Source organism: Agrococcus sp. DT81.2 (assembly GCF_049844935.1).
GTDB lineage: Bacteria > Actinomycetota > Actinomycetes > Actinomycetales > Microbacteriaceae > Agrococcus.
The window spans coordinates 188423-213381 of the sequence record NZ_JBNCLZ010000002.1 but is presented as its reverse complement, the minus strand read 5'-3'; the positions used below and the strand labels follow the sequence as shown (position 1 = coordinate 213381).

Here is a 24959-nt window from a genome sequence, read left to right as displayed (position 1 = left end):
ACTGCATGAGCGGCCCGCGCATCCGTGCCAGAAGGAGCACCGTGAGCCGCAGTCCCGAGCCCGCCGTCAGCGCCGACCGCTTCGTGCGATACCGCTGGTGGGGACTGCTGGCCATCAGCCTCGGTGTCGCGCTCATCATCATGGACTCGACGATCGTCTCGGTGGCGATCCCGGCGATCGTCGACGACCTGGCGATCTCGAGCACTGAGATCCAGTGGGTGCAGGAGATCTACACGCTCCTGTTCGCCGCGCTGCTGCTGACGTGGGGCAGGCTCGCCGATCGCGCGGGCAGGCGCCGCATCATGCTCGTCGGCGTCGTGATCTTCGTCGTGGCGAGCGTGCTGTGCGCCGTCGCCGACAGCGGGGCGCTCCTCATCGGCGGGCGTGCGCTGCAGGGCCTCGGCGGCTCGATGATCCTGCCCACGTCGCTCGCGCTCCTCAACGCGAACTTCCACGGCCGCGAGCGGGGCATCGCGTTCGCGGTCTGGGGCTCGACGATCGGCGGCATGGCGGCCATCGGACCGCTCGTCGGCGGCTGGCTGATCGAGAACGCCAGCTGGCGATGGGCGTTCGGCATCAACGTCCCGGTCGGCGTGCTCATCGTCGCGGGCCTGCTGCTGTTCGTCGCGGAGTCGCGCGAGCGCGTCACCGGCGTCGCGCAGCGGCTCGACCTCGGCGGCGCGGTGCTGTCGATCATCGGATTCGGCGCCCTCGTCTTCGCGCTCATCGAGGGCCGCAGCTACGGCTGGTGGTTCGCCGAGGACAAGGCGCCGTTCCGCGTCGGCGACCTCTCGCCCGTGCCGGTCGCGTTCCTCGTCGCGGTGGCCGCGCTCGTCGCGTTCTTCTTCTGGGAGCGCGCGCGGACGGCCGCCGGCAAGGGAGTCATCCTCGACCTGTCGCTGTTCCGCATCCCCTCGTTCGCGAACGGCAACATCACCGCCCTCATCGTCAGCTTCGGCGAGTTCGGGCTGATCCTGTCGCTGCCGCTGTGGTTCCAGAACGTGCTGGGATTCACCGCCTTGGAGGCAGGCCTCGCGCTCGTGCCGCTCGCGGCCGGCTCGTTCCTCGCCAGCGGTGCGGTCGCGCAGCTCGCGCGTCGCCTCACGCCCGTCGTCGTCGTGCGCATCGGCCTCGTGCTCGAGATCACCGCGATCGCGGCGCTCGCGCTGCTGATCCGGCCCGACAGCACCGCATGGCTCACCTCACCGGTGCTGTTCGTGTACGGCATGGGCGTGGGGCTCGCGACCGCGCAGCTCACGAGCGTGGTGCTGGCGGATGTGCCGGTCGAGCGCAGCGGGCAGGGCTCGGCCACGCAGAGCACAGCCAGGCTGACCGGCTCTGCGCTGGGCATCGCGGTGCTGGGCACCGCGTTCTTCACGACGCTGCAGGTGGGCACCGAGGACCGGCTCGCCGGCGCGGTGGCAGGCAACCCCGCGCTGCAGGGGCTCGTCGACTCGGTGAACGCGAGCTCGGGCGGCAGCATCGCGGCGCTCGCGGCCGACCCGCAGACGGCGTTCATCGCCGACGCGGCGCGTGCGGCGATGACGGACGGCACTTCGCTCGCCGGATGGATCGCGGCCGCCGCGCTCGTCGTCGGCCTGCTGTCGAGCCTGCGCATCCGCCCCGCCGCCGACGCCCGCGAGTCCGAGCGCACCGAGGCTGCTTGAACGCCGCCATGACCGCCGCCATGACCGCCGTGACGTCCGTCGACGAGCTGGCCGAGCGCATCCGAGCGCGCTTGGCCGAGCGGCGCGTGGTGGTGGTCGGCATCGCGGGCTTCGGCGGCGCCGGCAAGTCGACGCTCGCGCGAGCCCTCGCCGATCGGCTGCCAGCGGCCCGTCGCGTGCGCGGCGACGACTTCCTCGACCCGCTCGGCAGCCGGGCGCCCAGCGACGACTGGTCCGCACTGCTGCGGGATGAGCTGGGCGCGGTCCTCGACGAGCTCCGCGCCGGCCGTGCGGCCGAGTTCCACCCCGTCGACTGGGCGACCGGCGGCCGGCAGCCGCCGCGCGTCGCCCCCGTCGCGCGCGTGCAGCTCGTCGACGCCGTCGGGCTGCTGCACCCGCGGCTCCTTCCGCGGCTCGACGTCACCGTCTGGGTCGACGTGCCGCTCGAGGAGGCGATGGAGCGCGGGATGCGTCGCGACCGCCACGCCGGCGCCGACCATGACGCGCTGTGGCGCGAGGTGTGGGCGCCGACGGATCGGGCGTTCGAGGAGCGCTTCCGACCGCGGGAAGCGGCGGACATCCGGTTCGTTCCGGCGTGACCGCTGCGCTCGGCGCGGCCGCGACGCCGGCTACGCCTGCACGGCGAGGCTGAACGGCAGCACGGCGGATGCTCCGGCTGCGCGGAGCAGGCGGCCGGCGACCGTGATCGTCCATCGGCTGTCGACCAGATCGTCGACGAGCAGCACGGGGCGGCCCGCATGGGCTTGGACCGCGGTCGCGAGCTCGGGTCCGAGGCCGAACCGGTCCCAGACGCTCGCCAGGCGGTAGGCGCTGTTGCCGCCCGGCTCGCCCGACGGGCCACCGTCGACGAGGCTCAGCGTGCCGAGGTACGGCAATCGGCCGGCGTCGGAGAGCGCGCGGGCGACCGAGTCGATCAGCTGCGGTCGGCGCCGTGACGGCAGGCTGACGACTGCCGCTGGGCGCTCGTCCCAGCCCCACTCGGCCAGCACGCGGATGCACGCCTGGACGAGGGCGGGACTCGCGGGCGCGTCCGGAGTGGCTCGAGCGAGCAGGTCGCGGAGGGTGCCGCCCCAGCCGAGGTCGGTGAGCCGCGCGAGGGCACGCCCCTCTTCGACACGCTCCGCCGGCGCGATCCTGCCCTTGACCGGCACGCCGAGCTTCTCGGCTCCCGTCGGCCACTGCGCGCGCGGCTCGATGGCGACACCGACGCGGCTGAGCGACTGCTTCGCCCGACCGGACGCCTCCTCGCGCACATCGCTCGGGTACCAGGCCGGCTGCCCTGCCGCGGCCGCGCAGTTGTCGCACCGGCCGCAAGGCACGGCCGTGTCGTCGTCGAGGGTGCGCTGGAGGAACTCCATGCGGCAACCGCTCGTGCGCTCGTACTCGAGCATCGAGGCCTGCTCCTGCAGGCGAGCGGCGGCGATGCGGCCGTACCGGTCCGCGTCGTAGACCCACGGTCTCCCGGTGGCGACCCATCCGCCCGTGACTCGCTGCACGGCGCCGTCGACGTCGAGCACCTTGAGCAGCAGCTCGAGCGGTGTGCGCTTGAGGTTGACTCGTGCCTCGAGGGCCGGGGTGGAGAGCGGCGCACCCTCGAAGGCGAGTTCGTCGATCACGGCGAGCGCCTTCTGCTCGTCGGGCATCGACGACGTCGCGAAGTACTGCCAGATCGCTTCGTCCTCGGGTCCGGGCAGCAGCAGCACATCGGCGCTGGCCGCCTTGCCCGCGATCATCGCGGCACGGCCGGCTCGGCCGACCTGCTGGTAGTACGCGACGGGTGACGAGGGAGCGCCGAGGTGGATGACGAAGCCGAGGTCGGGCTTGTCGAAGCCCATGCCGAGCGCACTCGTCGCGACGAGCGCCTTGACCCGGTTGTCCTTGAGCGCCTGCTCGAGCCCTTCGCGGTCACCGGCATCCGTTCGGCCGGTGTACGCCTGCACCTCGTGCCCCGCCTCGCGCAGCAGCCGGGCGGTGTCCTCGGCTGCCGAGACGGTGAGCGCGTAGATGATGCCGGAACCGGGCAGCGCGTCGAGGTGGCTGAGCAGCCAGCCGAGGCGGGCGCCGGCGTCGGGCAGCCGCAGCACGCCCAGGCGAAGGGATGCGCGCGCGAGCGGGCCGCGGATCGTCACGACGGGTCGGCCGCCGGCGTGCTCGAGCTGCTCGGCGACGTCAGTGACGACGCGGGCGTTGGCGGTCGCGGTCGTCGCCAGCACCGGCACCCCCTGCGGCATGTCGGCGATCAGGTCGCGAAGGCGGCGGTAGTCGGGACGGAAGTCGTGGCCCCAGTCGGAGATGCAGTGCGCTTCGTCGACGACGAGGAGCCCCGTGCGCGGGATCAGCTTCGGCAGCTGCTCCTCGCGGAACCGCGGGTTGTTGAGCCGCTCGGGCGAGACGAGCAGCACGTCGACCTCGTCGTCGTCCAGCTGCCGCAGCACATCCGCCCACTCGTGCGCGTTGGCCGAGTTGATCGCCACGGCGCGGACGCCGGCGCGGGCGGCGGCCGCGACCTGGTCGCGCATGAGGGCGAGGAGCGGCGAGACGAGCAGCGTGGGGCCGGCGCCCTGGCGGCGGAGCAGCAGGGTGGCGACGAAGTAGACGGCCGATTTGCCCCAGCCGGTGCGCTGGACGACGAGCGCGCGCTCGCGGTCGGCGACCAGCGTCTCGATCGCCTCGAACTGGCCCTCGTGGAAGTCGGCGTCGGGGGAGCCGACGAGCGTTCGCAGGATCTCGAGGGCCGCGTCGCGGAGCTCGGCGCGGGGGTTCGTCACAGGATCAGCCTCGCAGGTGCCGCTGACAGGAGGCGGTCCTCGGGGTTCGGCGCGGTGCGGTGGCGGCGCGGCCGCCGCCTCTACTGCTGCTGCGAGCCGTCGCCGGCCGGCTGGCCGTAGGGCGTGCCGCCGTAGGACTGGCCGCCGTAGGACTGGCCGCCGTACGTCTGCGGGATCGGCGACGTCGCCCCCTGCTGGTAGCCCTGGCTGTAGGGCTGCGACGGCTGCCCGTACGGCTGCTGGCCGTAAGGCTGCTGGCCATACGCGGGCGACGAGGCCGCCGGTCCGTAGAGCACGGGCTGCCCGTACGCGGGGGAGGCGGCGGGCTGGTAGCCGTAGGCGATCTGACCCGAGTACGCGGGGTCGAAGCGCACCCCCTCGGGGTTGGACGGCAGCGCGCACATGACGAGCGGCACGATGCCGAGCCCGACGAGCGACAGCAGCATGAAGGCGCCGTGGAAGTTCGCGTCCTGCAGGCGCCGCCACATCACCGCGTACGTCGGCAGCACGATCGCGAGGGAGACGACAGCCATCACCGCGATGACGGCCAGCATCCCGCCGGAGAGCGCGAGCAAGCCGCTGTCGCTGACCGGCGTGCTCGCCGTCTCCGCGGCAACGGCCTGCGTCATGAACGCCACCCACACGACCCAGAACGGGATCTGGACGACGAGCGCGAGGAGGAAGGTGAACAGCATCGCCCACCAGAACTCGCTGCGGCTCGCACGGCCCGAGAACTTCACGTAGCCCTGGAAGAAGCGCTGGATCGACTGGCCGAACGACGCCCCGTACAGGGGTTGACCGACCGGGACGGTGCTGGCGATGCTCACTCGCTCAGTGTCCCCCATCCAGCACCCTCACAGGTACCGCTGGGCGAAAAAAGATGAACGAAGCGCATCGGATGTGGCGCCCGGATGCGTGCTCGTACTGACCTGCGGGTGACCGGCGCGCGCACCCGCCGATCCGTACCGGAAGCCGGTCGGCCGGATCGCCCCATTTGGCTTCTGGTACCGATCTGCGGGTGTCTGGCCCGGCGCACCCACAGATCCGCGCGGGAACCCGGATGGAGTGCGGCAACCGCGGAGCGTGCCAGCGGAGCGCACGCGCGGCTACGGGGTCAGGCCGGCGGCCAGCAGCGCTTCCGCAGCGCCGCGGTCGCCGCGCACCTCCACGCCGTCGGCATCGAGGCCGAGTCGGCCCCAGACGATGAGCGCGAGGGCCTCGACCGGCCCGGCGACGACCGCCTCGGTCGCATCGGCGGGTGCGCCTCGAACTTCCAGCATCGCATCCGTCCCGGCCGACGCGAACGACACCCGTGCAGTGGGAGCGGTGACCCGGCCGAGCCGCACCTGCCGGGGATGCATGACCGTCACGGCCTCATCGAGGCAGTCGAGCCACAGCACGTCGTCGACCTCGAGCCGCTCGCCGATCGCCGTGCGCAGGTCCCACAGGTGCACGAGCGTCTCGAGCACCTGCCGGCCGTGCCAGAAGGCGACGGTGCCGACCTGCTCGCTCCGCGGCACGCCGTCGTCGAGCAGCGTCCACGCGCGAGCGCCCGGGTCGAGCTCTGCGAGCGTCTCGCGCAGCTCTCGCGCGCACTCCTCGTAGAGCACCGGCAGGTCGAACGGGCCGCGCCCGAGCGGCGTCTCCTGCTCGCGTCGCGCCTGCGCGGCGGCCCAGTGGTGGATGCGGGAGAGGTGCACGACGAGCGACCGCACGGTCCAGCGCCCTAGCCACGGGATGCGCACGTCAGGATCGGCGCGTCGGGTGGTCTCGAGGAACTCCGACTGCAGGTCGCCGAGCACGGCCAGGTGGTCCATGGCCGAACGCTACCGGCGGCGACCGACTACGCGCGGCCCGTGAAGGTGGGCGTGCGCTTCTGCTGGAAGGCGGCGAAGCCCTCGCGGAAGTCGGCGGTCTGCGCGAGCGCCGCCTGCGCGATGTTCTCGGCGTCGACCGACTGCCACAGCCCCATCCGCTCGTCGCGGAGGCCGCGGATGATCTCCTTCGAGGCGAAGTAGGCGAGCGTGGGGCCGACCGCGGCGTGGGCGGCGGCGGCACGGGTCGCGTCGAGCACGTCGTCGTCGGGGAACGACTGCGAGAAGAGACCGAGCGCGACGGCCTCGGCACCCGACATGAGCCGCCCGGAGTAGATCAGGTCGAGCGTGCGGTGGGCGCCGAGCCGCTCGTAGAAGAGCGCGTGGCCGCCCGAGTCGAGCGTCGCGCCGAGCGCCGCGAACGGGCTGCCGACCTTCGCCGACTCGGCGACGTAGACGACGTCGGTCGCCACCAGGAGTCCCAGCCCGATGCCGAGGCACGCGCCGTGCGCGGCCGCGAAGGTCGGAGCGGGGAACGCGGCCATCCGCTGCAGCAGCGGCTGCAGCGTGTCGCGCAGGAAGCCGATCGCGTCGTCGGTGCGCGGGTCGACCTCCGAGATGTCGCGGCCGGCGCAGAAGGCGCGGCCCTCGCCGCGCAGCACGAGCGCGCGCACGCCTGCGCGCTCGGCCTCGGCGTACGCATCCGACAACTCCCCGAGCGCGGTCGCGTCGACCGCGTTGCGCTTCTCGGGCGCGTTCAGCACGACCTCGGCGATGTCGTCGGTGATGGTGAGGTCGATCATCGGGGACTCCTTCGTCTGCGTCCTTCGCACGCTAGCCGCTCGATCGGCCAGGTCGTGGATCTCGATACGCGGCCTTCGGCTGCTACTCGATCGACGGGGGCGGCTGCTGCTCGATCGGCCGGGGCTAGACGTCGTAGTCGACGACCAGCTGCTTCGTGTCTGGCTGCGGATGCGACTGGCACGTGAGCACGTAGCCGCGCTCAATCTCGTCGGGCTCGAGCGCGTAGTTCTCGGTCATGCTCACGCTGCCCGAGACGACCTTCGCCCGGCAGGTGCCGCACACGCCGCCGGCGCACGCGAACGGCACGTCGGGTCGCACGCGGAGCGCCGCGTTGAGGATCGACTCGCGCGCCGCGACGGGCGACTCCACCTGCGTCGACTGGCCGTCGAGCGTGAAGTCGAGCGTCCAGGTCTCCTCGCCCGCGTCGACCTGCACGGGTCGGCCGCGATCGCCGCCCGCGTCGACCGGCTTGCCGGTGGTGAAGAGCTCGAAGCGCACGTGCGCCGGGTCGACGCCCTTGCGCTCGAGCACGTCGCGGCACAGCTGCACGAGCTCGAAGGGCCCGCAGAGGAACCACTCGTCGACCGAGTCCGGGCGGATGAGCTCGGTGAGGATGCGGTCGAGCCGCTCCTCGTCGATGCGGCCGGACATGAGGGGCGCGGCGCGCTGCTCGCGCGAGAGCACGTGGTGCAGGGCGAGACGCGACGGGTAGCGGTCCTTCAGGTCGGCGAGCTCCTCGATGAACATCACGTCGAGCGTCGACCGGTTCGAGAACAGCAGCGAGAACGTCGAGGTGTCCGAGCGCGACAGCACCTCGTGGGCGAGCGCCATCATCGGTGTGATGCCGCTGCCGGCGGCGATGCCGACGACGTGCGCGCCGTCCACCCGCTCGAGCGCCGAGGTGAACGTGCCCTGCGGCACCATCACGTCGATGCGGGCGCCGGGCTGCAGCTCCTCGTTCGCCCAGGTGGAGAAGCGGCCGCCCAGGTCGCGCTTGATGGCGACCGAGATCGAACCGGGGGTCGGCGGGCGGCAGATCGAGTAGGAGCGGCGCACCTCATGGCCGTCGATCGTCGCTCGCAGCGCGAGGTGCTGGCCGGCGACGTAGCCGAAGTCGTCGTGCAGCTCCTCGGGCACCGCGAAGGTGACCTCGACGGCGTGCTCGGTGAGCGGCCGCACGTTCGCGACCTCGAGCTCGTGGAAGCGGGCTCGCTTGCGCGACGTGCTGCTCCCCAGATTGATGGCGGCCATCAGTGCACCTTGAAGTGGTCGAAGGGCTCGAGGCACGCGAGGCACTCGAAGTGGCTCTTGCATGCCGTGGAGCCGAAGCGCGACACCTCGCGGGTGCGCAGGCTCCCGCAGCGCGGGCACTTCACGCCCAGCGAGAGCGGGATCGGCCCCTGCCGCTCGCCCGCGCGGTGCGTGGGCGGCGCGATGCCGTACTGCTCGAGCTTCGCCTTGCCGGCCTCGCTCATCCAGTCGGTCGTCCAGGCGGGCGAGAGCGTGAAGTCGACGCGCACCTCGCGGAAGCCCTCGGCGGTGAGCGCGAGCAGCACGTCGTCGCGCATCTGGTCGATCGCCGGGCAGCCGGAGTAGGTGGGCGTGAGCGTCACGACCGTCGTCTCGCCGTCGATCCGCACGCCGCGGAGCACGCCGAGGTCCTCGATCGTCAGCACCGGCACCTCGGGGTCGACGACGGCGGCCGCGACCTGCCAGGCGCGGTCACGCAGGTCGGAGGGGGCGGATGCGGTGGCCATCACCACGTCGCTCCGGGGTGGCGGCGCGCCAGCACCTGCATCTCGGCGAGCAGCGGCCCGAGGTGGGTCGAGTGGTTGCCGTGGCGGCCGCCGCCGGAGGACTGGCCGATGCGCGGATGCGTGAAGTCGGCCTCGGTGATCTCGGCCTCGGCGAGCACCGCGTTCCAGATCTCGTCGAAGCCCGCGCGCAGGCTGGACGGGCGCGGCACGATGTCGCCGAGCCGCTCGTGCAGCTCGTCGTCGCGGAACAGCTCGTCGGTGTACGGCCAGGTGTCGGTGAGCGCGACGAGCAGGCGGCGGCGGGACTCCTCGGTGCCGCCAGCGAGCCGCAGCGTCCACTGCACGGCGTGGTCGCGGTGGTACGCGACCTCCTTGACCGACTTCGCCGCGATCGCGGCGAGCGACGCATCCGTCGACTGCGACAGCGCCGTGTACAGCTCCTGCATCCAGATCGCGGCGATCAGGCCGCGGGCGATCGTGTGGGCGAAGTCGCCGTTCGGCTGCTCGAACAGCCATGCGCAGCGAAACTCGTGCTCGTCGCGCCAGTAAGCGAGGTCGTCCTCGCTGCGGCCGGAGGCGGTGCCCGCGTAGTGCAGCAGCGAGCGCGCGTGCCCGAGCAGGTCGAGCGCGATGTTGCCGAGCGCCATGTCCTCCTCGAGCTCCGGCGCGCGCGAGATCCACCAGCCGAGACGCTGCGAGAGGATCAGCGCGTCGTCGCCGAGCCGCAGCGCGTACTCCGCGACGTCCGGGCTCGCGACCGCGGACGCATCCGCCCCCGTCAGCTCGGCCGTCAGGTGCAGCTCGTCGACGCTGACGTCGCCGTGCACGTCGGCCGCCTCGGCGTCGTGCATGGCGGCGATGGCGGCGGCGTCGCGCGGTGCCGTGCGCTGGGCCTCGGTCACGGTCGGCTCGGCGCTGCTCGCGGTCGCCTCGGCGGCGGCGAGGTCGGCCTCGTTCAGCTCCGCGTCGTTCAGCTGGGCGTTCACAGGTGGGGGACCTCCGCGCTCTTCTCGTAGTACTTGGCGTGGCGGTAGTTCTTGCCCGCCGGGCTCTCGAAGAACGCGCCCTTCTGGTCGGGGTCGCTCGTCGTGATGGCGGTCGAGCGCGCGACCCACACGGAGACGCCCTCATTGCGTCGCGTGTAGAGGTCGCGCGCGTTGCGCAGCGCCATGTCGTCGTCGGGCGCGTGCAGCGAGCCGACGTGCACGTGGCTCAGTCCGCGGTTGGCGCGCACGAACACCTCGTACAGCGGCCAGCCCTCGCCGGCGACGTCTCCGGGTGTCGACATCTTCGTCTCCTCGTTCTGCTCCATCGAACTTCCCTGAAGTCCGGGCTTTCTTCGTCGAGACCCGGAGTTCGGGGAAGTTCGACGCTCGTGTCGGGTGGGGGGGGTCAGGCGGCGACGCGCTCGCGCGCCGCGCGCTTCTCGGCGTACGCGGCAGCCGCCTCACGCACCCACGCACCGTCCTCGTGCGCGTCTCGGCGGTGCTGGATGCGCTGGGCGTTGGCGGGGCCGCGGCCGGCGAGCACCTCGTTGAACTCGGTCCAGTCGATCTCGGACATGTCCCACTTGCCCTCGGCCTCGTTCCAGCGCAGGTTCGGGTCGGGCAGCGTGAGCCCGAGCACCTCGACCTGCGGCACGAGCATGCCGACGAAGCGCTGACGCAGCTCGTCGTTCGAGAAGCGCTTGATCTTCCACGCCATCGACTGCGCCGAGTTGGGCGACTCGTCGTCGGGCGGGCCGAACATCATGAGGCTCGGCCAGTACCAGCGGTCCACGGCTTCCTGCGCCATCCGGTGCTGCTCGGGGGTGCCCTGGCTCAGCTCGAGCAGGATCTCGAAGCCCTGCCGCTGGTGGAACGACTCCTCCTTGCAGATGCGCACCATCGCGCGGCCGTACGGGCCGTAGGAGGCGCGGCACAGCGGCACCTGGTTGCAGATCGCGGCGCCGTCGACGAGCCAGCCGATCGCGCCCATGTCGGCCCACGTCGGCGTCGGGTAGTTGAAGATCGACGAGTAGCGCGCGCGAGAGGTGATGAGCTGCTCGGTCATCTCGTCGCGGCTGATGCCGAGCGTCTGCGCGGCGGAGTAGAGGTAGAGCCCGTGGCCCGCCTCGTCCTGCACCTTGGCCATCAGGATGGCCTTGCGCTTGAGGCTCGGTGCCCGCGAGATCCAGTTGCCCTCCGGCTGCATGCCGATGATCTCGGAGTGCGCGTGCTGCGAGATCTGGCGGATGAGCGTCTTCCGGTACGCGTCGGGCATCCAGTCGCGCGGTTCGATGCGCTGGTCGGCCTCGATGAGCGCATCGAAGCGCGCCTGCAGCTCCGCCTCGTCGGGCGTGCCGGTCGCGGATGCGTCGGGTGCGGTGAGCGTCATCGTCGACTCCCTCTCCTTCGGTTCGGAATTAGTGACCGAACGTTCAGTAAGTATAGACTCGCACCGAGCGCACCCGCAACGGTCGCTCGAGCAAGGCCCACGGGCACGACGATGCTGTCACCTGAAGGCGTGTCACCCGCACGCAGATGTCACCTGAACGCAATGGAGCGCGGATGCGAGACGAGAGCTGGCTGGCCACGATCATGGCCGAGACCGACAGGGCCAAGGAGGCCTTCGGCATCGAGATCGCCGAGCTCGAGCGCGGTCGCGCCGTGCTCACCATGCCGATCACCGACGCGATGGTGAACGGCTTCGGCATCACGCACGGTGGGCTCGTCTTCACGCTCGCCGACACGGCGTTCGCGTACGCGTGCAACGAGGACGCCACGGTGACCGTCGCATCCGGCGCCGACATCACGTTCGCGAAGGCGACGCACGCCGGGCAGACGCTCACCGCGACCGCCGAGCGGCGCTGGAGATCCGGCCGCAACGGCATCTACGACGTCTCGATCGTCGACGAGACGGGCGACACGGTGGCCGAGTTCCGCGGCCGCTCCTTCTCCACCAACCGCACCGCGCCATCCATCGACGCCGCAGCGACGCCCGCGGGCGCCGGCGGCCCCGCCTGACCCACCGCCCGAAGTCGAACTTCCCCCAACAGCCGGTTCCCGGATCGGAATTCGGCAGTTCAGGGAAGTTCGACAAGATTCAAGAACGAGGGAAGAGAGCAACGATGCTCGAACAGTCCACCGCACCCGATGACCTCCGCGACGCCGGCGAGCGCCTCTCGCCCGACGAGCTGCGAGCGCTGCAGCTCGAGCGGCTGCAGCAGACCGTGCGCCACGCCTACGCGAACGTGCCGACCTACACGCGCAAGCTCGACGAGGCAGGCGTGCACCCGGATGACATCCGCTCGCTCGACGACCTGCAGCGCCTGCCCTTCACGACCAAGGAGGATCTGCGCGAGTCGTACCCGTTCGGCATGTTCGCGGTGCCGATGGAGCAGGTCGCGCGGATCCACGCCTCCTCCGGCACCACCGGCCGGCCGACGGTCGTCGGCTACACGAAGGCCGACCTGGAGGTCTGGGCCGAGGTCGTCGCCCGCTCGCTGCGCGCCGCGGGCGTGCGCCCGGGCATGAAGGTGCACAACGCCTACGGCTACGGCCTCTTCACCGGCGGGCAGGGCGCGCACGCGGGCATCGAGCGGCTCGGCGCCACGGTCATCCCCGTCTCTGGCGGGCAGACGGCGCGGCAGGTGCAGCTGATCCGCGACTTCGAGCCTGACGCGATCATGTGCACGCCGTCGTACCTGCTGACGATCGCGGATGCGTTCGAGGAGGCCGGTCTCGACCCGCGCGAGACGTCGCTCAAGGTCGCGATCTGCGGCGCGGAGCCGTGGACGAACGAGATGCGGCACGAGCTCGAGCGGCGGATGGGCATCGACGCGGTCGACATCTACGGCCTCTCGGAGGTCATGGGGCCGGGCGTCGGCAGCGAGTTCGCGTCGACGAAGGACGGCCCGACCATCTGGGAGGACCACTTCCTGCCCGAGATCATCGACGGTGAGACCGGCGAGCAGCTGGCCGACGGCGAGATGGGCGAGCTCGTCTTCACGTCGCTCACGAAGCAGGCGTTCCCGGTGATCCGGTACCGCACGCGCGACCTGACGCGGCTGCTGCCGGGCTCGGCGCAGCCGACGATGCGCCGCATCGAGAAGATCACCGGCCGCAACGACGACATGCTCATCGTGCGCGGCGTCAACGTCTTCCCGACGCAGATCGAGGAGATCGTGCTCGAGATCGAGCACCTGACGCCGCACTTCATCCTCGAGCTCGTCAACCGAGGGCGCATGGACGGGCTGGTCGTGAAGATCGAGTGCACGCCGGGCGTGAAGCCCGTCGTCTCGACCGCCGCCGCCGAGATCCTGAAGCTGCGGGTGAAGGAGCGCATCGGCACGACCGTCGACGTCGAGGTCGTGCCGACCGGCTCGCTGCCGCGCTCGGAGGGCAAGTACAAGCGCGTCTACGACCTCCGCGCGGCGTCCCCGGTGGTCGAGTAGCAGTCGGGCGGAGCCCGGCCGCGTATCGAGACCACGCCCATGCTGGAGGATGGATCGATGACCACCTCGCCCATCGTCGCCCGTCGCGGCCGCCCCGGCTACGACCGTGACTCGATGCTCGAGGTGGTCGTCGCGGCGTTCAACGAGCGCGGCTACGACGCCACGTCGCTCGGCGTGATCGCCGACCGGCTCGGCCTGTCGAAGTCGGCGATCTACCACCACTTCGCGTCGAAGGAGCAGATGCTCGAGGTCGCCCTCGGCAAGGCGCTCGACGCGCTGGAGGCGGTGTTCGACGCACCGGAGGCGACGTCCGGGCCGGTCGTGAGCCGCATCCGCTACGTCGTGCGGGGCGCCGTGCTCGTGCTGTGCGAGCAGATGCCGTTCGTGACGCTGCTGCTGCGGCTGCGCGGCAACACCCCGATCGAGCTCGAGGCGATGCGTCGCCGGCGCGAGATCGACCGCAAGCTGGGGGCGCTGTTCGAGCTGTCGCGCGAGGAGGGCACGCTGCGCGCCGACATGGATCCGCGCATCGCCGAGCGGCTCACCTTCGGCATGGTCAACTCGATCGTCGAGTGGTACCGCCCGGACGGGCCGGTCAGCCCCGAGCAGCTCGCCGATTCGGTGCTCGAGCTCGTCCGCACGGGACTGCGGGAGCCGACCTCGCTCTGAGGTGCACGACACGCCCAAAGCTGATCTGCACGACACGCCGGTTGTTATCGAATCGTGATCTTCGCTAGGGTCGGGACTCTGAACCCGCGAAGGACGGCCGTCGCATCCGCCCCGAGAGTCCTCCGCGCCATCGAATCCAACTCTTCCGGTCGGGCGGCCGAGCGCGCAGCGCGCGTCCGAGGCGGGGCCGTGGAGTTCAATTGTGAGCAAGCACCACACCATCAACCGTGCCCGCCGATCGAAGCGCGCCGTCGCGGGCATCGTCGCCACCGGCATCGCGACCGTCGCCGGAGCCGTGCTCGTGCCGACGGCCGCGCACGCGGCATCCGACTCGACCTGGGACGCCCTCGCGCAGTGCGAGTCGAGCGGCAACTGGGCTATCAACACCGGCAACGGCTACTACGGCGGCCTGCAGTTCTCGCTGTCGACGTGGCAGGCGTTCGGCGGCAGCGGCAACCCCGCCGACGCCTCGCGCGAGGAGCAGATCCGCGTCGCCGAGAACACGCTGGCCGTGCAGGGCTGGGGCGCATGGCCCACGTGCTCGGTGAAGATCGGCGCCACCGGGGCGGCTGAGCCGCGCGCGGCAGCGCCGGCACCCGCACCGGCGCCCGCACCCGCACCCGCACCCGCGCCGGCACCGGCACAGCAGGCCGCGCCCGCGCCCGCGCCGGCACCGGCCGAGCAGGCCGCGCCCGCGCAGCAGGCCGCGCCCGTGCAGCAGGCCGCGCCGGCCGCGCTGCAGCTGCCCGACGTCCAGCCGGGTGACGTGACCTACACGGTCGTGCCGGGCGACACGCTCTTCGAGATCGCGCAGGCGCAGGGCGTCGACAGCGGCTGGCTCGGCATCTTCGCCGTGAACCAGGCGACGGTCTCGAACCCCGACCTGATCATGGCCGGCCAGCAGCTGGTGCTGCCCGCCGAGTAGATCGGCTCACGCACGGAAAGGCCCCTCCCAGCGACTGGGAGGGGCCTTTCCGTGCCGCAGAAGGCGCCGGCTACTGCTCCTTCGCGACGTACGTCAGCAGGTCGTACTGCGCAACCGTCTCGTCGTCCTGGTTCGTGAGCACCGCATCCCACCGCACCTCGCCGTACGGGTCGGTCTCGCGCGGCGTGATCTGCTTCGCCGTCAGCGTCACCCGCAGCGAGTCACCGGGGGAGACCGGCGTCATGAAGCGCAGGTTGTCGAGGCCGGTGTTCGCGAGCACGGGGCCCGGCGCCGGCTCCACGAAGAGCCCAGCGGCGAACGACAGCAGCAGGTAGCCGTGCGCGACGCGGCCCGGGAAGAACGGGTTCGCCTCGGCCGCCTCCTGATCCATGTGCGCGTAGAACGTGTCGCCCGTGAACTCGGCGAAGTGCTCGATGTCGTCGAGCGTGATCACGCGGCGCTCCGAGACGACCTGGTCGCCGATCCGCAGCTCGGCGAGCGACTTCCGGAACGGATGCGGTGCCTCGGTCGACGAGGCGGCGCCCTGGTGCCACACCCCGGTGAGGGCCGTGAGCATCGACGGCGATCCCTGGATGGCGGTGCGCTGCATGTGGTGGAGCACCGAGCGGATGCCGCCGAGCTCCTCGCCGCCGCCCGCGCGGCCGGGGCCGCCGTGCACGAGCATCGGCAGCGGCGAGCCGTGGCCGGTGGATGCGCGCATGTCGTCGCGGTCGAGCAGCAGGATGCGGCCGTTGTGCGGCGCGATGCGGCGGGTGAGCTCGCTCACGAACGCCCCGTCGTGCGAGGCGATCGAGGTGACGAGCGAGCCGCCGCCGCGCGCGACGATCTCGGCCGCCTGCTCGGCGCTGCCGTACTCGACGAGCGACGCGACCGGGCCGAACGCCTCGACCTGGTGCAGCGCATCCGACTCGGGGTCGGCGAACGAGAGCAGCGTCGGCGCGACGAACGCGCCGTCCGCGGCCTCGCCGAGCGAGCCGTCGGCGAGGGTCACGTGCCCCGCGTCGCCGCCCACGACGATCTGGCCGCCGCCCTCGCGCAGCTTCATCAGCTGCTTGAGCACCTCGTCGCGCTGCCCGGTGGAGGCGAGCGGCCCCATCGTGACGCCCTCCGCGCGGGGGTCGCCGACGACCACCTTCGCGGCGATCCGGTCGCGCACGGCGTCGGCCACGGCATCCGTCATGCCGCTCGGCACCAGCGCACGGCGGATGGCGGTGCACTTCTGCCCGGCCTTCGAGGTCATCTCGGTGACGAGCCCGCGCACGAATGCGTCGAACTCGGGGGTGCCGGGGGTGGCGTCCGGGCCGAGCACGGATGCGTTGATCGAGTCGGTCTCGACGGTGAAGCGCACGCCGCCCGTCTGCACGGCGTCGTGGAGGCGCAGGCCCTCGGCGGTCGACGCGGAGCCGGTGAAGCTCACGGTGTCGCCGAGCCGCAGGTGGTCGAGCAGGTCGCGCGCGGAGCCCGAGACGAGCTGCACGGCACCGGCCGGCAGCAGGCCCGACTCGGCGAGGATGCGCACCATGTGCTCGGCGACGTAGCCGGTCGGCGTCGCCGGCTTGATGACCGTCGGCATGCCGGCGAGGAACGCGGGCGCGAGCTTCTCGAGCGCGCCCCAGACGGGGAAGTTGAACGCGTTGATCTGCACCGCGACGCCCGGCAGGGTCGTGCAGATGTGGCGCGCGAGGAACGAGCCGTCCTTCGACAGCTGCTCGACGGGGCCGTCGAGGTAGATCGTCGACTGCGGCATCTCGCGACGGCCCTTCGACGAGTACGTGAAGAGCACGCCGATGCCGCCGTCGATGTCGACCCACGAGTCGTTCTTCGTCGCGCCCGTGCGGCTCGACAGCTCGTACAGCTCGCTCTTGCGCTCGGTGAGCGCGAGCGCCATCTGCTTCAGCAGGATCGCGCGCTGGTGGAAGGTGAGCGGCGCGAGGCTGTGCTGGCCGACCGTGCGGGCGTGCTCGAGCGCCGCCGCGAGGTCGAGGCCGGAGGTCGAGACGCGCACGACCTCCTCGCCGGTCGAGGCGTCGCGCACGACGGTCGCGTCGTCGGCGGCGCCCTCGGCGGGCTGCCACCAGCCGTCCTGCACGTAGCTGGGCAGGATGCGCGTGCGGGTCATGAGGTCGGACATCGTCGTCTCCATCTGTCTGTCATTCGTGCTGTGTCGTCGAACTTCCCTGAACTTCGGTGTTTCGCAGGCAAGACCGGCGGTTCGGGGAAGTTCGGTGGTCAGTCCCAGTCGTAGAAGCCGCGGCCGCTCTTCTTGCCGAGCCGGCCCTCCGCGACCATCTGGCGCAGCAGCTCGGGCGGCCGGAACCGCTCGCCCAGCTCGCGGTGCAGCTGCTCGGCGATGCCGAGTCGCACGTCGAGCCCGACGATGTCGGTCGTGCGCAGCGGGCCGGTGGGGTGCTTGTAGCCGAGCTCCATCGCGAGGTCGATGTCGCCGGGGCTCGCGACGCCCTCCTCGACCATGCGGATCGCCTCGAGCCCGATCGCGACGCCGAGCCTCGAGCTCGCGAAGCCAGGGGCGTCGTGCACGGTCACGGGCGCCTTGCCGATCGCCTCCACCCACGCGCGCGCGTCGTTCGCGAGCCGGGGCTCGGTGGCGTCGCCGAGCACGATCTCGACGAGCGCGGATGCGGGAACCGGGTTGAAGAAGTGCAGCCCGAGGAAGCGGGCGGGCCGGGCGAGGTTGGCGGCCAGCGCGTCGATGGAGATCGACGACGTGTTGCTGGCGAGCGCCGCGCGGTCGGTGAGGACGGCCTCGACGCGCGCGAGCGCATCCGCCTTGAGCGTCCCGTCCTCGGGCACGGCCTCGATCACGAGGTCGGCGTCGGCGAACGCTGCGACGTCGGTCGCGACGCGCAGCCGGCCGGTGAGCTCGTCGATGGGCTCGGCCCAGCCGCGCTCGACGCTCTTCGCGAGGCTTGCGCGCACGCGCTCCTCCGCGGCCTCCGCGGCCTCGTGGTCGCGCTCGACGACCACCACCTGGCTGCCGGCGAGCACGAACGCGTGGGCGATGCCCGCGCCCATGCGGCCGCCGCCGAGCACGCCGACGCGCTCGGGCGCGCCCGCGCCGACCGCTGCGTCTGTGTCGTCGATCATCGCTTGCTTCTCCGCTCGAGGAACTCGGTCATCCGTCGCTGCTTCTCGGGGCTCTCGAAGAGCACCGCCTGCTCGGCGAGGTCGATCTCGGGGTGCGCGCTCAGCGGCGCGAGCAGCGCGCGCTTGGTCGCCTGGGTCGCCGCGGGGTCGAGCTCGGCGATGCGATCGGCGATGTCGATGGCCCGCGCGAGCGCGGCTCCGGGCTCGAGCACCGCCGAGACGAGGCCTGCGGCGAGCGCCTCGTCGGCGCCGAGGATGCGACCGGTCAGCAGCATCTCGTTGGCGAGCGCCTCGCCGACGATCGCCTGCAGTCGCCAGGTGGCGCCCGCGGCCGCGATGATGCCGAGGCCGGTCTCGGGATTGCCGATCTTGAGCGTCGGGGTGCCGATGCGGATGTCGGCCGCGTAGGCGAGCTCGGCACCGCCGCCGAGCGCGTAGCCGTCGAGGACGGCGATCACCGGCATCGGCAGGGCGCGGATGCGCTGGAAGCAGCGGGTGTTGATGCCCGCGAGCGCGTCGGTCGCCCGGCGCTCGCGCAGCTGCGCGATGTCGGCGCCGGCGGCGAAGGTGCCGCCCGAGCCGGTGAGCACCAGCGTTCGGCGCTCGACCTCGAGCCGCGCGCAGAGCCGGTGGAGCGCGTCGACGAGCTCCTGGTCGATCGCGTTGCGCTTCTCGGGACGGTCGAGCGTCGCGAGCACGAAGCTGTCGCGATCCTCGATCCGCAGCGTCTCGCTCATCCGCGCACCGCCCATGCACCGGTCGTCGAGCAGCACCCGGAGGGCGCGTATCGAGACGAGAGGGCTCTCAGGTCTCGATACGGGCGGCTCCGCCGACCTCCTCGACCAGCGGGGGATGGGATCTCGGTCACGGGCGCTCCAGCACGATCGCGGTGCCCTGGCCGACGCCGACGCACATCGTCGCGAGGCCGCGCTGAGCGCCCTCGCGCTCCATGCGGCCGAGCAGCGTCACGACCAATCGCGTGCCGGAGGAGCCGAGCGCGTGCCCGAGCGCGATCGCGCCGCCGTCGGCGTTCACGATCTCGGGGTCGAGCCCCAATCGCCGGATCGTCGCGAGCGACTGCGTCGCGAAGGCCTCGTTGAGCTCGACGGCGCCGATGTCGCCGATCGACAGTCCCGTGCGCGCGAGCACCTTCTCGGTCGCGGGCACGGGGCCGAGCCCCATCACCTCGGGCGCAACACCGGCGCTCGCGCCGCTCACGACGCGGGCGCGCGGCGTCAGCCCGAGGCGACGCACCGCATCCTCGCTCGCGACGACGATCGCCGACGCCCCGTCGTTGAGGGAGGAGCTGTTGCCGGCCGTGACGACCGACCCGCCGCCGACGACCGGGCGCAGCGAGGCGAGCTTCTCGAGGGTCGTGTCGCGGCGGGGCTGCTCGTCGACGGTCACCTCGGTGCCGCGCGTCTGCACCGCCACGATCTCATCGGCGAAGCGGCCGCCGTCGATCGCGGCGATCGCGCGCTCGTGCGAGCGCAGCGCGAACGCGTCGGCGTCCTCGCGCGAGATGCCATCGACGCGCGCGACCTCCTCCGCCGTCTCCGGCATCGAGAAGGTCGCCTTGTCGCGGGCGGCGAGCTTCGGGTTGGCGAAGCGCCACCCGATCGACGTGTCGAAGGCCTCGCCCGGCTTCGCCCACGCCTTCTCGGGCTTCGCCTGCACCCAGGGCGCGCGCGTCATCGACTCGACGCCACCGGCGACGACGATGTCGGCGTCGCCCGAGCGGATCATCTGCGACGCCATGATGATGGCCGACATGCCGGATGCGCACAGGCGGTTCACGGTGATGCCCGGGATCGCGTCGGGCAGGCCCGCCAGCAGCACGGCCATGCGCGCGACGTTGCGGTTGTCCTCGCCCGCCTGGTTCGCGCCGCCGAGGATCACCTCGTCGATCAGCGCCGGGTCGATGCCCGCGCGCGACACCGCTTCGCCGAGCACGAGCGCGGCGAGATCGTCAGGGCGGACGCTCGCGAGCGCGCCGCCGTAGCGACCGACCGCTGTGCGTGCACCACCGATGAGGAAGGCCTCGGGGGGCATGGGACTCCTGACTCCGTCGTCGCTGTGTGAAGACCACCGTGCGAGGACCACTGCGTGGACCACCGACCGGGAATTAGTGACCGATCGTTCAGGAACAACCGTATGCCCCGTCGGAGACGCTCGCAAGCGCGGCGAGCCGCGGCCGGGATGCCGCGTCAGCCGCGGCGCGGTGCGCGCGCCGGGCGCGACCCCGACAGCCAGACCGTGAGGCCGACGAGCAGGCCGAGCACCAGGATCGTGCCCGCCGCGATCGCGAGCGCGGCGAGCGCGGTGGTGGCGAGCGTCTCGAGCAGGGCGAGCATCGACATGGGGGCTCCTCTCCGTCTCCTCCGACGCTACGAAGCCGCGCCGATCGCCGCGTCCTCCCGGGGTCGTGCGCACCTCATCCCCGAGGATGATCGAGCCGCGTGCGGCAGGCCGTGCCATGCTCGGCTCATGCCGATCGAGCCGGACACCAAGGATTGGACGTGGGTGCTGCGCGAGCGCTGCCCCGAGTGCGGCTTCGACCCCGCGGCGGTCGATCAGGGCGACCTGAGCCAGCGCATCCGCGACGCCGCGGCCGCGATGCACGCGCGCCTGCACGGCGAGGCGGTGCGCGAGCGCCCCGACGAGGACACCTGGTCGCCGCTCGAGTACGCCGCGCACGTGCGCGAGGTCTGCAGCGTCATGCGGGCCCGGCTCGACCAGATGCTCACCGAGGACGATCCGGAGTTCGCGAACTGGGACCAGGACCAGGCGGCGATCGACGGCGACTACGCGGGGCAGGAGCCCGAGCACGTGGCCGTCGAGCTCGACCTCGCCGCCGCGGAGCTGGCCAACGCGGCGGATGCGGTGCCGTCCGATGCGTGGGACCGCCCGGGCCGGCGCTCGAACGGCTCCGTCTTCACCGTCGAGTCCCTGCTGGTCTACGCGCTGCACGACCTCGAGCACCACGTGTGGGATGTGCGCGCGAGCTGACGCCCGGGGTCGAGCTGACGGACCGAGGTTTTCCCAAGGCTCGCCGCGCACGGTGAGCGCATGGCCCTTCCTGCCGCTGGACAGACGCTTCCAGGCCACTCGGACGCTGGCGGGCGCCACCGAGCGCCGGAGCCCCGGCCGTCCCTGATCGAGCGGCTCCGGCGGCCTCGGACGCTGCTCGCCGTCGCGCTCATGGTGCTCATCGGCACAGGGCTGGCCGTCTACGCCGAGCTCGCGGCCAGGAGCGAGCCCATCGCTCCGCTCGGAGCCGCCGCTGCGTTCGAGGGCGGCCTGGCACGCGTGAACGGAGTCATCCCGCTCGAGAACGACGGCTGGCTCCCGAGCGACGCCCCCGCGGTGCTCACGGAGCCTCCCGCGGATGGTGCGCACCGGATCCGCATCCTGCTGGAGCTCACGGCGATGGACGAGGACGGGATCCGGTTCTCGGCCGACGACTACACGATCCTCGGCCTCGGGTCAGGGCGCGTCGGCGCGCTGTGGGCCTCGCCGGACGTGGACGAGGCCCAGCAGGGCGAGGTCGTCGGCGCGACCCTCGTGTTCGAGATCCCCAACCAGGCGATCGCCCTGACCCTGGAGGGAGCGGCCGGCGGCCGACTGGCGCTCGGCGTCGGCCATCACACCGCCGATCGTTGACCCAAGTCCTGCGGAGCGGTCGCGCTCGGGACTGAGGATCTCTTGACGGCCAGCGGCTTCGCGGTGCAGGAGCGGCGCACGACAATTGGGCCATCAGACCTCACCCCAGGGGGCACGATGCACACCCGACCCAGGGACGAACCGGCGCAGCTGTCGGTGAACATCATCGGCCCGCTCGTGGTGCGCCGCGACGGCGTGGTGCTGGGCACGCACCTCGGTGGGCCGAAGCCGCGTCAGATCCTGCAGGTCCTGCTGCTGCGACGTGGCATCCCTGTCTCCAAGGACGCGCTGATCGATGTGCTCTGGGGCGACCGGCCGCCGAGGGAGGCGCGCGCGACGCTCGAGAGCTACGTCTGCCTCCTGCGCAGGCACTTGCAGCCCGCGTGCGGCAAGTCCGGGCCCCTGCGGACCACCACCGGTGGCTACATGATCGACGACTCGGCCGTCGACCTGGACCTGGCACGCTTCGAGGCGCTGCTCCACCGCGCACAGCGAGCCGAGGCGGCTGCCGCCTATCCGCTCGTCGTGCAGGCGCTCGCCCTCGCGACCGGTCCGCTGCTCGGCGACGAGCTCGGGCTCGCGTGGGCGGCTGAGGAGCGCGATCGTCATGCGGATGCCGTCACCGCGGCGCGCGTGCTGGCGGCGGAGTGCGCATCCGCCCTCGGGACGGACTCCGAGGCGATCGACTGGGCGAACCAGGCGCTCGTCGGAGACCCGCTGCATGAGGGTGCCTGGACGGCGCTGATCCTCGCGCTCGAGCGGAGCGGTCAGTGCGCCGAGGGCCTGCGCGCGTACGACCGCTGCCGACAGGTCCTGCGCCACGAGCTCGGCTGCGAGCCCAGCCCGGCGCTGCGCGCGGCGCAGGCGCGGCTGCTGCAGGCCACGGCCGCCGGCTGCGGCGAGCTGTCCCACGCGGTCTCTGCACTGCTCGTGCTCAACGACCAGCTGGTCCGCAGCACCGAGGCGGCGACCGATGCGGACGCTGCGGAGGCCCGCATCGGTGAAGCGGTGCGGCAGGCGGGGGATGTGCTGTCGTCGTTCCTCCGCCGCGCCATGCAGGCCGCATGATCGGGGTGCCGCCGTCGAGGCGCGTCCGCCGATCGGCCGCCGGCGCTTCGTCGCACCGCAGGGTTTTTGCAAGGACGGGTCGTCACGCTCGGGTCGATCCCGGTATGAGGAGGCGTCCATGACCGTTTCGCGACGAGACTTCCTGCTGCTCGGCGGAGTCGGCGTGCTCGGCGCGGCGGCCGCCATGACCGTGCCGCTCAGCAGCGTCGACGCGAGGTCGGCGAGCCGCTTGAGCGATCGGAACATGCCTCGGCCGTTCCAGTCGGCCTTCACGCAGGCGCCCGTGCTGCAGCCGTATGCGACGGGGCGAGACCCGGTGGACGGCAGCCCCGTGCACTCCTACTCCGTGACGGCGATGGCGGCGAGCGCGGCCATCCTGCCGCGGCTCATGACGCCGATCCTGTCGTACAACGGCATCTTCCCCGGCCCGACGATCAGCCTCGACCGGGGCACGAAGGCTGTCCTGCGGGTCCGGAACCAGCTTCCCGCGAGGCACCCGATCGACGATCACCTGCTGTCGATCTCGACGCACCTGCACGGCTCTGCGTCGCTCCCGCAGTTCGACGGCTATGCCAGCGACGTGACGAACCAGGGGTTCAAGAAGTACTACCAGTACCCCAACGCCCAGCCCGCGAGGACGCTCTGGTACCACGACCACGGCGTCCACAACACGGCGCTGAACGTCTATGCGGGGCTCGCCGGGCAGTACCACATCCACGACCCGCTGGAGCGGCAGCTGCTGCCGCAGGGCGAGTTCGACGTCGGCCTCACCATCAGCGACGCCATGTTCGCATCGAACGGCGCCCTCGCCTACGACGACGAGGACCACTCCGGGCTGTGGGGCGACGTGATGCTGGTCAACGGCAAGCCGTGGCCGGTGATGAAGGTGCAGAAGCGCGTCTACCGCTTTCGCATCCTCAACGCCTGCATCTCGCGCTCCCTGCGGCCGGCGCTCAGCACGGGCGACCCGATCACCGTCGTGGCGACGGACGGCGGCCTCATGCCGACCGCGCGCAGCGTCTCGAACTACCGGCATGCCGGCGCGGAGCGCTACGAGGTGCTCATCGACTTCCGCAAGTACGCGCCAGGTCAGCGCATCGTGCTGCGCAACCTGTCGAACGAGAACAACCGTGACTACGACCACACGAACAAGATCATGGCGTTCGACGTCGTCGACACCCCGGTGAACACCGGGGATCCGACCTGGAACACCATCCCGACGGTGCTGACGGGCAGCGAGGTCATGTCGCTGACCCCGGCGCAGTCCACCAGGACCCGCAGGTTCCGAGTCAAGCGGAACGATCGGACGAACGTCTGGACGATCGGCGACGACGGCACGTGGGCGGCCGTCGTCGCGAGCGGCTTCCGCAAGGTGGTCGCGAACCCCGGCCTCAACGCGACGGAGATCTGGGAGTTCGAGAACAGCTCGGGCGGCTGGTTCCATCCCATCCACATGCACCTGGTCGACTTCCAGATCCTGAGCCGGAACGGCAGGGCGCCCTTCCCCTACGAGCTCGGCCCGAAGGACACCGTCTATGTGGGCGAGGACGAGACGGTGCGGGTGCTGGTGAAGTTCGGCCCCCATCGCGGCAAGTACATGCTGCACTGCCACAACCTGCCGCACGAGGACCACGACATGATGGTGCAGTTCAGCGTCGGGCTGCCTGACGGCGCGGTCGACGTGAACGACCCGATCACGGCGGCTCCGGCCTCATGGGACGACGGAAGCTGACCGGTTCGGCGCTCGTCCGGGTCGCCGCGGCGCTGCTGCTGGGCGCCGTCGTCGTGGTCGGCATGCGCCTCTGGGTCGTGGAGCCGATCACCGTCGCCTCCGACAGCATGGAGCCGACGGTCATGCAGGGCAGCACGCTGCTGGTCGCGCGGTGGCAGTCGCCCCCCGACGCATCCGACGTCGGCGGGCTGGTGGTGTTCCGCAGCCCCGACGACGGGCACAGCATGCTCAAGCGCCTCGTCGCGGTGGCCGGCCAGACCGTGGCCATCCGCGACGGCGTGCTGCACGTGGACGGTGCCGCGGTGCACGAGCCATGGGTCGAGCCGCGCCACGTCGACGGCACGTTCTTCGGCCTCATGGAGGTTCCCGCCGGCCGGGTCTTCGTGCTCGGCGACAACCGGGCGGCCTCCATCGACTCCCGCGACTTCGGCGCCGTGCCCGTCGAGGACCTCATCGGTTCGGTCCTCTGGCTGCCCTGACGTACCACGTGCGGAACGTGCGCTGACGCCG

At 71.8% G+C, this 24959-nt stretch carries 25 protein-coding genes; 11 read left to right on the top strand and 14 right to left on the bottom strand.

Annotated features, from left to right (window positions below; all coding sequences use genetic code 11):
* The first annotated feature begins 41 nt into the window (after positions 1 to 41).
* On the top strand, positions 42 to 1667 hold the full coding sequence (locus ACLQ21_RS04305; RefSeq protein ID WP_425661824.1) for a DHA2 family efflux MFS transporter permease subunit: 1626 nt from the start codon (positions 42 to 44) through the stop codon (positions 1665 to 1667).
* A gap of 8 nt (positions 1668 to 1675) precedes the next feature.
* Entirely contained in the window at positions 1676 to 2266 is a 591-nt protein-coding gene (locus ACLQ21_RS04300) for a uridine kinase family protein (protein ID WP_425661823.1), read from the top strand.
* A 30-nt stretch (positions 2267 to 2296) separates the two neighbouring features.
* On the opposite strand, the gene ACLQ21_RS04295 is transcribed toward ACLQ21_RS04300, so the two are convergent.
* From ACLQ21_RS04295 to paaA, 9 genes are all read right to left on the bottom strand, one after another.
* Positions 2297 to 4456, bottom strand: coding sequence for a DEAD/DEAH box helicase (locus ACLQ21_RS04295; RefSeq protein WP_425661821.1), 2160 nt, complete (start codon positions 4454 to 4456; stop codon positions 2297 to 2299).
* Between the two features lie 80 nt (positions 4457 to 4536).
* Complete coding sequence (locus ACLQ21_RS04290) at positions 4537 to 5283, bottom strand: DUF805 domain-containing protein (RefSeq protein ID WP_425661819.1); 747 nt, start codon at positions 5281 to 5283, stop codon at positions 4537 to 4539.
* A 279-nt stretch (positions 5284 to 5562) separates the two neighbouring features.
* Positions 5563 to 6273: a maleylpyruvate isomerase family mycothiol-dependent enzyme gene (locus tag ACLQ21_RS04285; protein WP_425661817.1), complete on the bottom strand. Its 711-nt coding sequence runs from the start codon at positions 6271 to 6273 to the stop codon at positions 5563 to 5565.
* A 26-nt stretch (positions 6274 to 6299) separates the two neighbouring features.
* Positions 6300 to 7073 carry an enoyl-CoA hydratase/isomerase family protein gene (locus tag ACLQ21_RS04280; protein WP_425661815.1) on the bottom strand — a complete coding sequence of 258 codons (774 nt, stop codon included), beginning with the start codon at positions 7071 to 7073 and terminating at the stop codon, positions 6300 to 6302.
* A gap of 124 nt (positions 7074 to 7197) precedes the next feature.
* A complete protein-coding gene (gene paaE / locus ACLQ21_RS04275) occupies positions 7198 to 8325 on the bottom strand; it encodes a 1,2-phenylacetyl-CoA epoxidase subunit PaaE (protein ID WP_425661813.1) in 1128 nt (375 codons plus the stop codon).
* Positions 8325 to 8831, bottom strand: a complete 507-nt coding sequence (paaD, locus tag ACLQ21_RS04270) for a 1,2-phenylacetyl-CoA epoxidase subunit PaaD (RefSeq protein ID WP_425661811.1) — start codon at positions 8829 to 8831, stop codon at positions 8325 to 8327. The genes paaE and paaD overlap by 1 nt, the downstream gene beginning before the upstream one ends.
* The gene (gene paaC / locus ACLQ21_RS04265) at positions 8831 to 9682 is read right to left on the bottom strand and encodes a 1,2-phenylacetyl-CoA epoxidase subunit PaaC (protein ID WP_425662407.1); all 852 of its coding nucleotides are present in this window, start codon (positions 9680 to 9682) and stop codon (positions 8831 to 8833) included. The genes paaD and paaC overlap by 1 nt, the downstream gene beginning before the upstream one ends.
* Before the next feature lie 131 nt (positions 9683 to 9813).
* Positions 9814 to 10119: a 1,2-phenylacetyl-CoA epoxidase subunit PaaB gene (paaB, locus tag ACLQ21_RS04260; RefSeq protein ID WP_425662406.1), complete on the bottom strand. Its 306-nt coding sequence runs from the start codon at positions 10117 to 10119 to the stop codon at positions 9814 to 9816.
* 104 nt (positions 10120 to 10223) lie between these two features.
* On the bottom strand, positions 10224 to 11207 hold the full coding sequence (paaA, locus tag ACLQ21_RS04255; RefSeq protein WP_425661809.1) for a 1,2-phenylacetyl-CoA epoxidase subunit PaaA: 984 nt from the start codon (positions 11205 to 11207) through the stop codon (positions 10224 to 10226).
* A gap of 173 nt (positions 11208 to 11380) precedes the next feature.
* Between paaA and paaI the strand changes: the two genes are divergently transcribed.
* The 4 genes from paaI to ACLQ21_RS04235 all read left to right on the top strand — a co-directional run bounded on the left by paaI (position 11381) and on the right by ACLQ21_RS04235 (position 14860).
* Positions 11381 to 11836, top strand: coding sequence for a hydroxyphenylacetyl-CoA thioesterase PaaI (paaI, locus tag ACLQ21_RS04250; RefSeq protein WP_425661807.1), 456 nt, complete (start codon positions 11381 to 11383; stop codon positions 11834 to 11836).
* Positions 11837 to 11940: 104 nt separating this feature from the next.
* Positions 11941 to 13266 (top strand): phenylacetate--CoA ligase PaaK, encoded by a 1326-nt coding sequence (gene paaK, locus ACLQ21_RS04245; protein WP_425661806.1) that lies wholly within the window; start codon positions 11941 to 11943, stop codon positions 13264 to 13266.
* A gap of 57 nt (positions 13267 to 13323) precedes the next feature.
* Positions 13324 to 13935 carry a TetR/AcrR family transcriptional regulator gene (locus ACLQ21_RS04240; RefSeq protein WP_425661804.1) on the top strand — a complete coding sequence of 204 codons (612 nt, stop codon included), beginning with the start codon at positions 13324 to 13326 and terminating at the stop codon, positions 13933 to 13935.
* A 202-nt stretch (positions 13936 to 14137) separates the two neighbouring features.
* Positions 14138 to 14860, top strand: a complete 723-nt coding sequence (locus ACLQ21_RS04235; protein WP_425661802.1) for a transglycosylase family protein — start codon at positions 14138 to 14140, stop codon at positions 14858 to 14860.
* 70 nt (positions 14861 to 14930) lie between these two features.
* On the opposite strand, the gene paaZ is transcribed toward ACLQ21_RS04235, so the two are convergent.
* From paaZ to ACLQ21_RS04210, 5 genes are all read right to left on the bottom strand, one after another.
* Positions 14931 to 17024: a phenylacetic acid degradation bifunctional protein PaaZ gene (gene paaZ, locus ACLQ21_RS04230; protein ID WP_425661800.1), complete on the bottom strand. Its 2094-nt coding sequence runs from the start codon at positions 17022 to 17024 to the stop codon at positions 14931 to 14933.
* Between the two features lie 86 nt (positions 17025 to 17110).
* Positions 17111 to 17986: a 3-hydroxyacyl-CoA dehydrogenase family protein gene (locus tag ACLQ21_RS04225; protein ID WP_425661798.1), complete on the bottom strand. Its 876-nt coding sequence runs from the start codon at positions 17984 to 17986 to the stop codon at positions 17111 to 17113.
* Entirely contained in the window at positions 17983 to 18723 is a 741-nt protein-coding gene (locus ACLQ21_RS04220) for an enoyl-CoA hydratase/isomerase family protein (protein ID WP_425661796.1), read from the bottom strand. Before ACLQ21_RS04220 ends, ACLQ21_RS04225 begins: the two co-directional genes overlap by 4 nt.
* Positions 18724 to 18850: 127 nt before the next feature.
* Positions 18851 to 20038, bottom strand: coding sequence for a thiolase family protein (locus ACLQ21_RS04215; RefSeq protein WP_425661794.1), 1188 nt, complete (start codon positions 20036 to 20038; stop codon positions 18851 to 18853).
* A gap of 155 nt (positions 20039 to 20193) precedes the next feature.
* The gene (locus ACLQ21_RS04210) at positions 20194 to 20346 is read right to left on the bottom strand and encodes a hypothetical protein (RefSeq protein ID WP_425661792.1); all 153 of its coding nucleotides are present in this window, start codon (positions 20344 to 20346) and stop codon (positions 20194 to 20196) included.
* A 127-nt stretch (positions 20347 to 20473) separates the two neighbouring features.
* Between ACLQ21_RS04210 and ACLQ21_RS04205 the strand changes: the two genes are divergently transcribed.
* The 5 genes from ACLQ21_RS04205 to lepB all read left to right on the top strand — a co-directional run bounded on the left by ACLQ21_RS04205 (position 20474) and on the right by lepB (position 24928).
* The gene (locus tag ACLQ21_RS04205) at positions 20474 to 20995 is read left to right on the top strand and encodes a DinB family protein (RefSeq protein WP_425661790.1); all 522 of its coding nucleotides are present in this window, start codon (positions 20474 to 20476) and stop codon (positions 20993 to 20995) included.
* A 60-nt stretch (positions 20996 to 21055) separates the two neighbouring features.
* A complete protein-coding gene (locus tag ACLQ21_RS04200; RefSeq protein ID WP_425661788.1) occupies positions 21056 to 21649 on the top strand; it encodes a hypothetical protein in 594 nt (197 codons plus the stop codon).
* Positions 21650 to 21766: 117 nt separating this feature from the next.
* Positions 21767 to 22717: an AfsR/SARP family transcriptional regulator gene (locus tag ACLQ21_RS04195; RefSeq protein WP_425661786.1), complete on the top strand. Its 951-nt coding sequence runs from the start codon at positions 21767 to 21769 to the stop codon at positions 22715 to 22717.
* Between the two features lie 118 nt (positions 22718 to 22835).
* Complete coding sequence (locus ACLQ21_RS04190; protein WP_425661784.1) at positions 22836 to 24449, top strand: multicopper oxidase family protein; 1614 nt, start codon at positions 22836 to 22838, stop codon at positions 24447 to 24449.
* A complete protein-coding gene (lepB, locus tag ACLQ21_RS04185) occupies positions 24431 to 24928 on the top strand; it encodes a signal peptidase I (protein WP_425661782.1) in 498 nt (165 codons plus the stop codon). The genes ACLQ21_RS04190 and lepB overlap by 19 nt, the downstream gene beginning before the upstream one ends.
* Positions 24929 to 24959: the final 31 nt, after the last annotated feature.

Excerpts from the sequence above, each read along its gene's own strand:
- ACLQ21_RS04300 (WP_425661823.1), top strand. The coding sequence starts at position 1,676 with ATGACCGCCGCCATGACCGCCGTGACGTCCGTCGACGAGCTGGCCGAG.
- ACLQ21_RS04285 (WP_425661817.1), bottom strand. The coding sequence starts at position 6,273 with ATGGACCACCTGGCCGTGCTCGGCGACCTGCAGTCGGAGTTCCTCGAG.
- ACLQ21_RS04280 (WP_425661815.1), bottom strand. The coding sequence starts at position 7,073 with ATGATCGACCTCACCATCACCGACGACATCGCCGAGGTCGTGCTGAAC.
- paaE (WP_425661813.1), bottom strand. The coding sequence starts at position 8,325 with ATGGCCGCCATCAATCTGGGGAGCAGCACGTCGCGCAAGCGAGCCCGC.
- paaD (WP_425661811.1), bottom strand. The coding sequence starts at position 8,831 with ATGGCCACCGCATCCGCCCCCTCCGACCTGCGTGACCGCGCCTGGCAG.
- paaC (WP_425662407.1), bottom strand. The coding sequence starts at position 9,682 with ATGCACGACGCCGAGGCGGCCGACGTGCACGGCGACGTCAGCGTCGAC.
- paaB (WP_425662406.1), bottom strand. The coding sequence starts at position 10,119 with ATGTCGACACCCGGAGACGTCGCCGGCGAGGGCTGGCCGCTGTACGAG.
- paaA (WP_425661809.1), bottom strand. The coding sequence starts at position 11,207 with ATGACGCTCACCGCACCCGACGCATCCGCGACCGGCACGCCCGACGAG.
- paaI (WP_425661807.1), top strand. The coding sequence starts at position 11,381 with ATGCGAGACGAGAGCTGGCTGGCCACGATCATGGCCGAGACCGACAGG.
- paaK (WP_425661806.1), top strand. The coding sequence starts at position 11,941 with ATGCTCGAACAGTCCACCGCACCCGATGACCTCCGCGACGCCGGCGAG.
- ACLQ21_RS04240 (WP_425661804.1), top strand. The coding sequence starts at position 13,324 with ATGACCACCTCGCCCATCGTCGCCCGTCGCGGCCGCCCCGGCTACGAC.
- paaZ (WP_425661800.1), bottom strand. The coding sequence starts at position 17,024 with ATGGAGACGACGATGTCCGACCTCATGACCCGCACGCGCATCCTGCCC.
- ACLQ21_RS04225 (WP_425661798.1), bottom strand. The coding sequence starts at position 17,986 with ATGATCGACGACACAGACGCAGCGGTCGGCGCGGGCGCGCCCGAGCGC.
- ACLQ21_RS04220 (WP_425661796.1), bottom strand. The coding sequence starts at position 18,723 with ATGAGCGAGACGCTGCGGATCGAGGATCGCGACAGCTTCGTGCTCGCG.
- ACLQ21_RS04215 (WP_425661794.1), bottom strand. The coding sequence starts at position 20,038 with ATGCCCCCCGAGGCCTTCCTCATCGGTGGTGCACGCACAGCGGTCGGT.
- ACLQ21_RS04210 (WP_425661792.1), bottom strand. The coding sequence starts at position 20,346 with ATGTCGATGCTCGCCCTGCTCGAGACGCTCGCCACCACCGCGCTCGCC.
- ACLQ21_RS04205 (WP_425661790.1), top strand. The coding sequence starts at position 20,474 with ATGCCGATCGAGCCGGACACCAAGGATTGGACGTGGGTGCTGCGCGAG.
- ACLQ21_RS04200 (WP_425661788.1), top strand. The coding sequence starts at position 21,056 with ATGGCCCTTCCTGCCGCTGGACAGACGCTTCCAGGCCACTCGGACGCT.
- ACLQ21_RS04195 (WP_425661786.1), top strand. The coding sequence starts at position 21,767 with ATGCACACCCGACCCAGGGACGAACCGGCGCAGCTGTCGGTGAACATC.
- ACLQ21_RS04190 (WP_425661784.1), top strand. The coding sequence starts at position 22,836 with ATGACCGTTTCGCGACGAGACTTCCTGCTGCTCGGCGGAGTCGGCGTG.
- lepB (WP_425661782.1), top strand. The coding sequence starts at position 24,431 with ATGGGACGACGGAAGCTGACCGGTTCGGCGCTCGTCCGGGTCGCCGCG.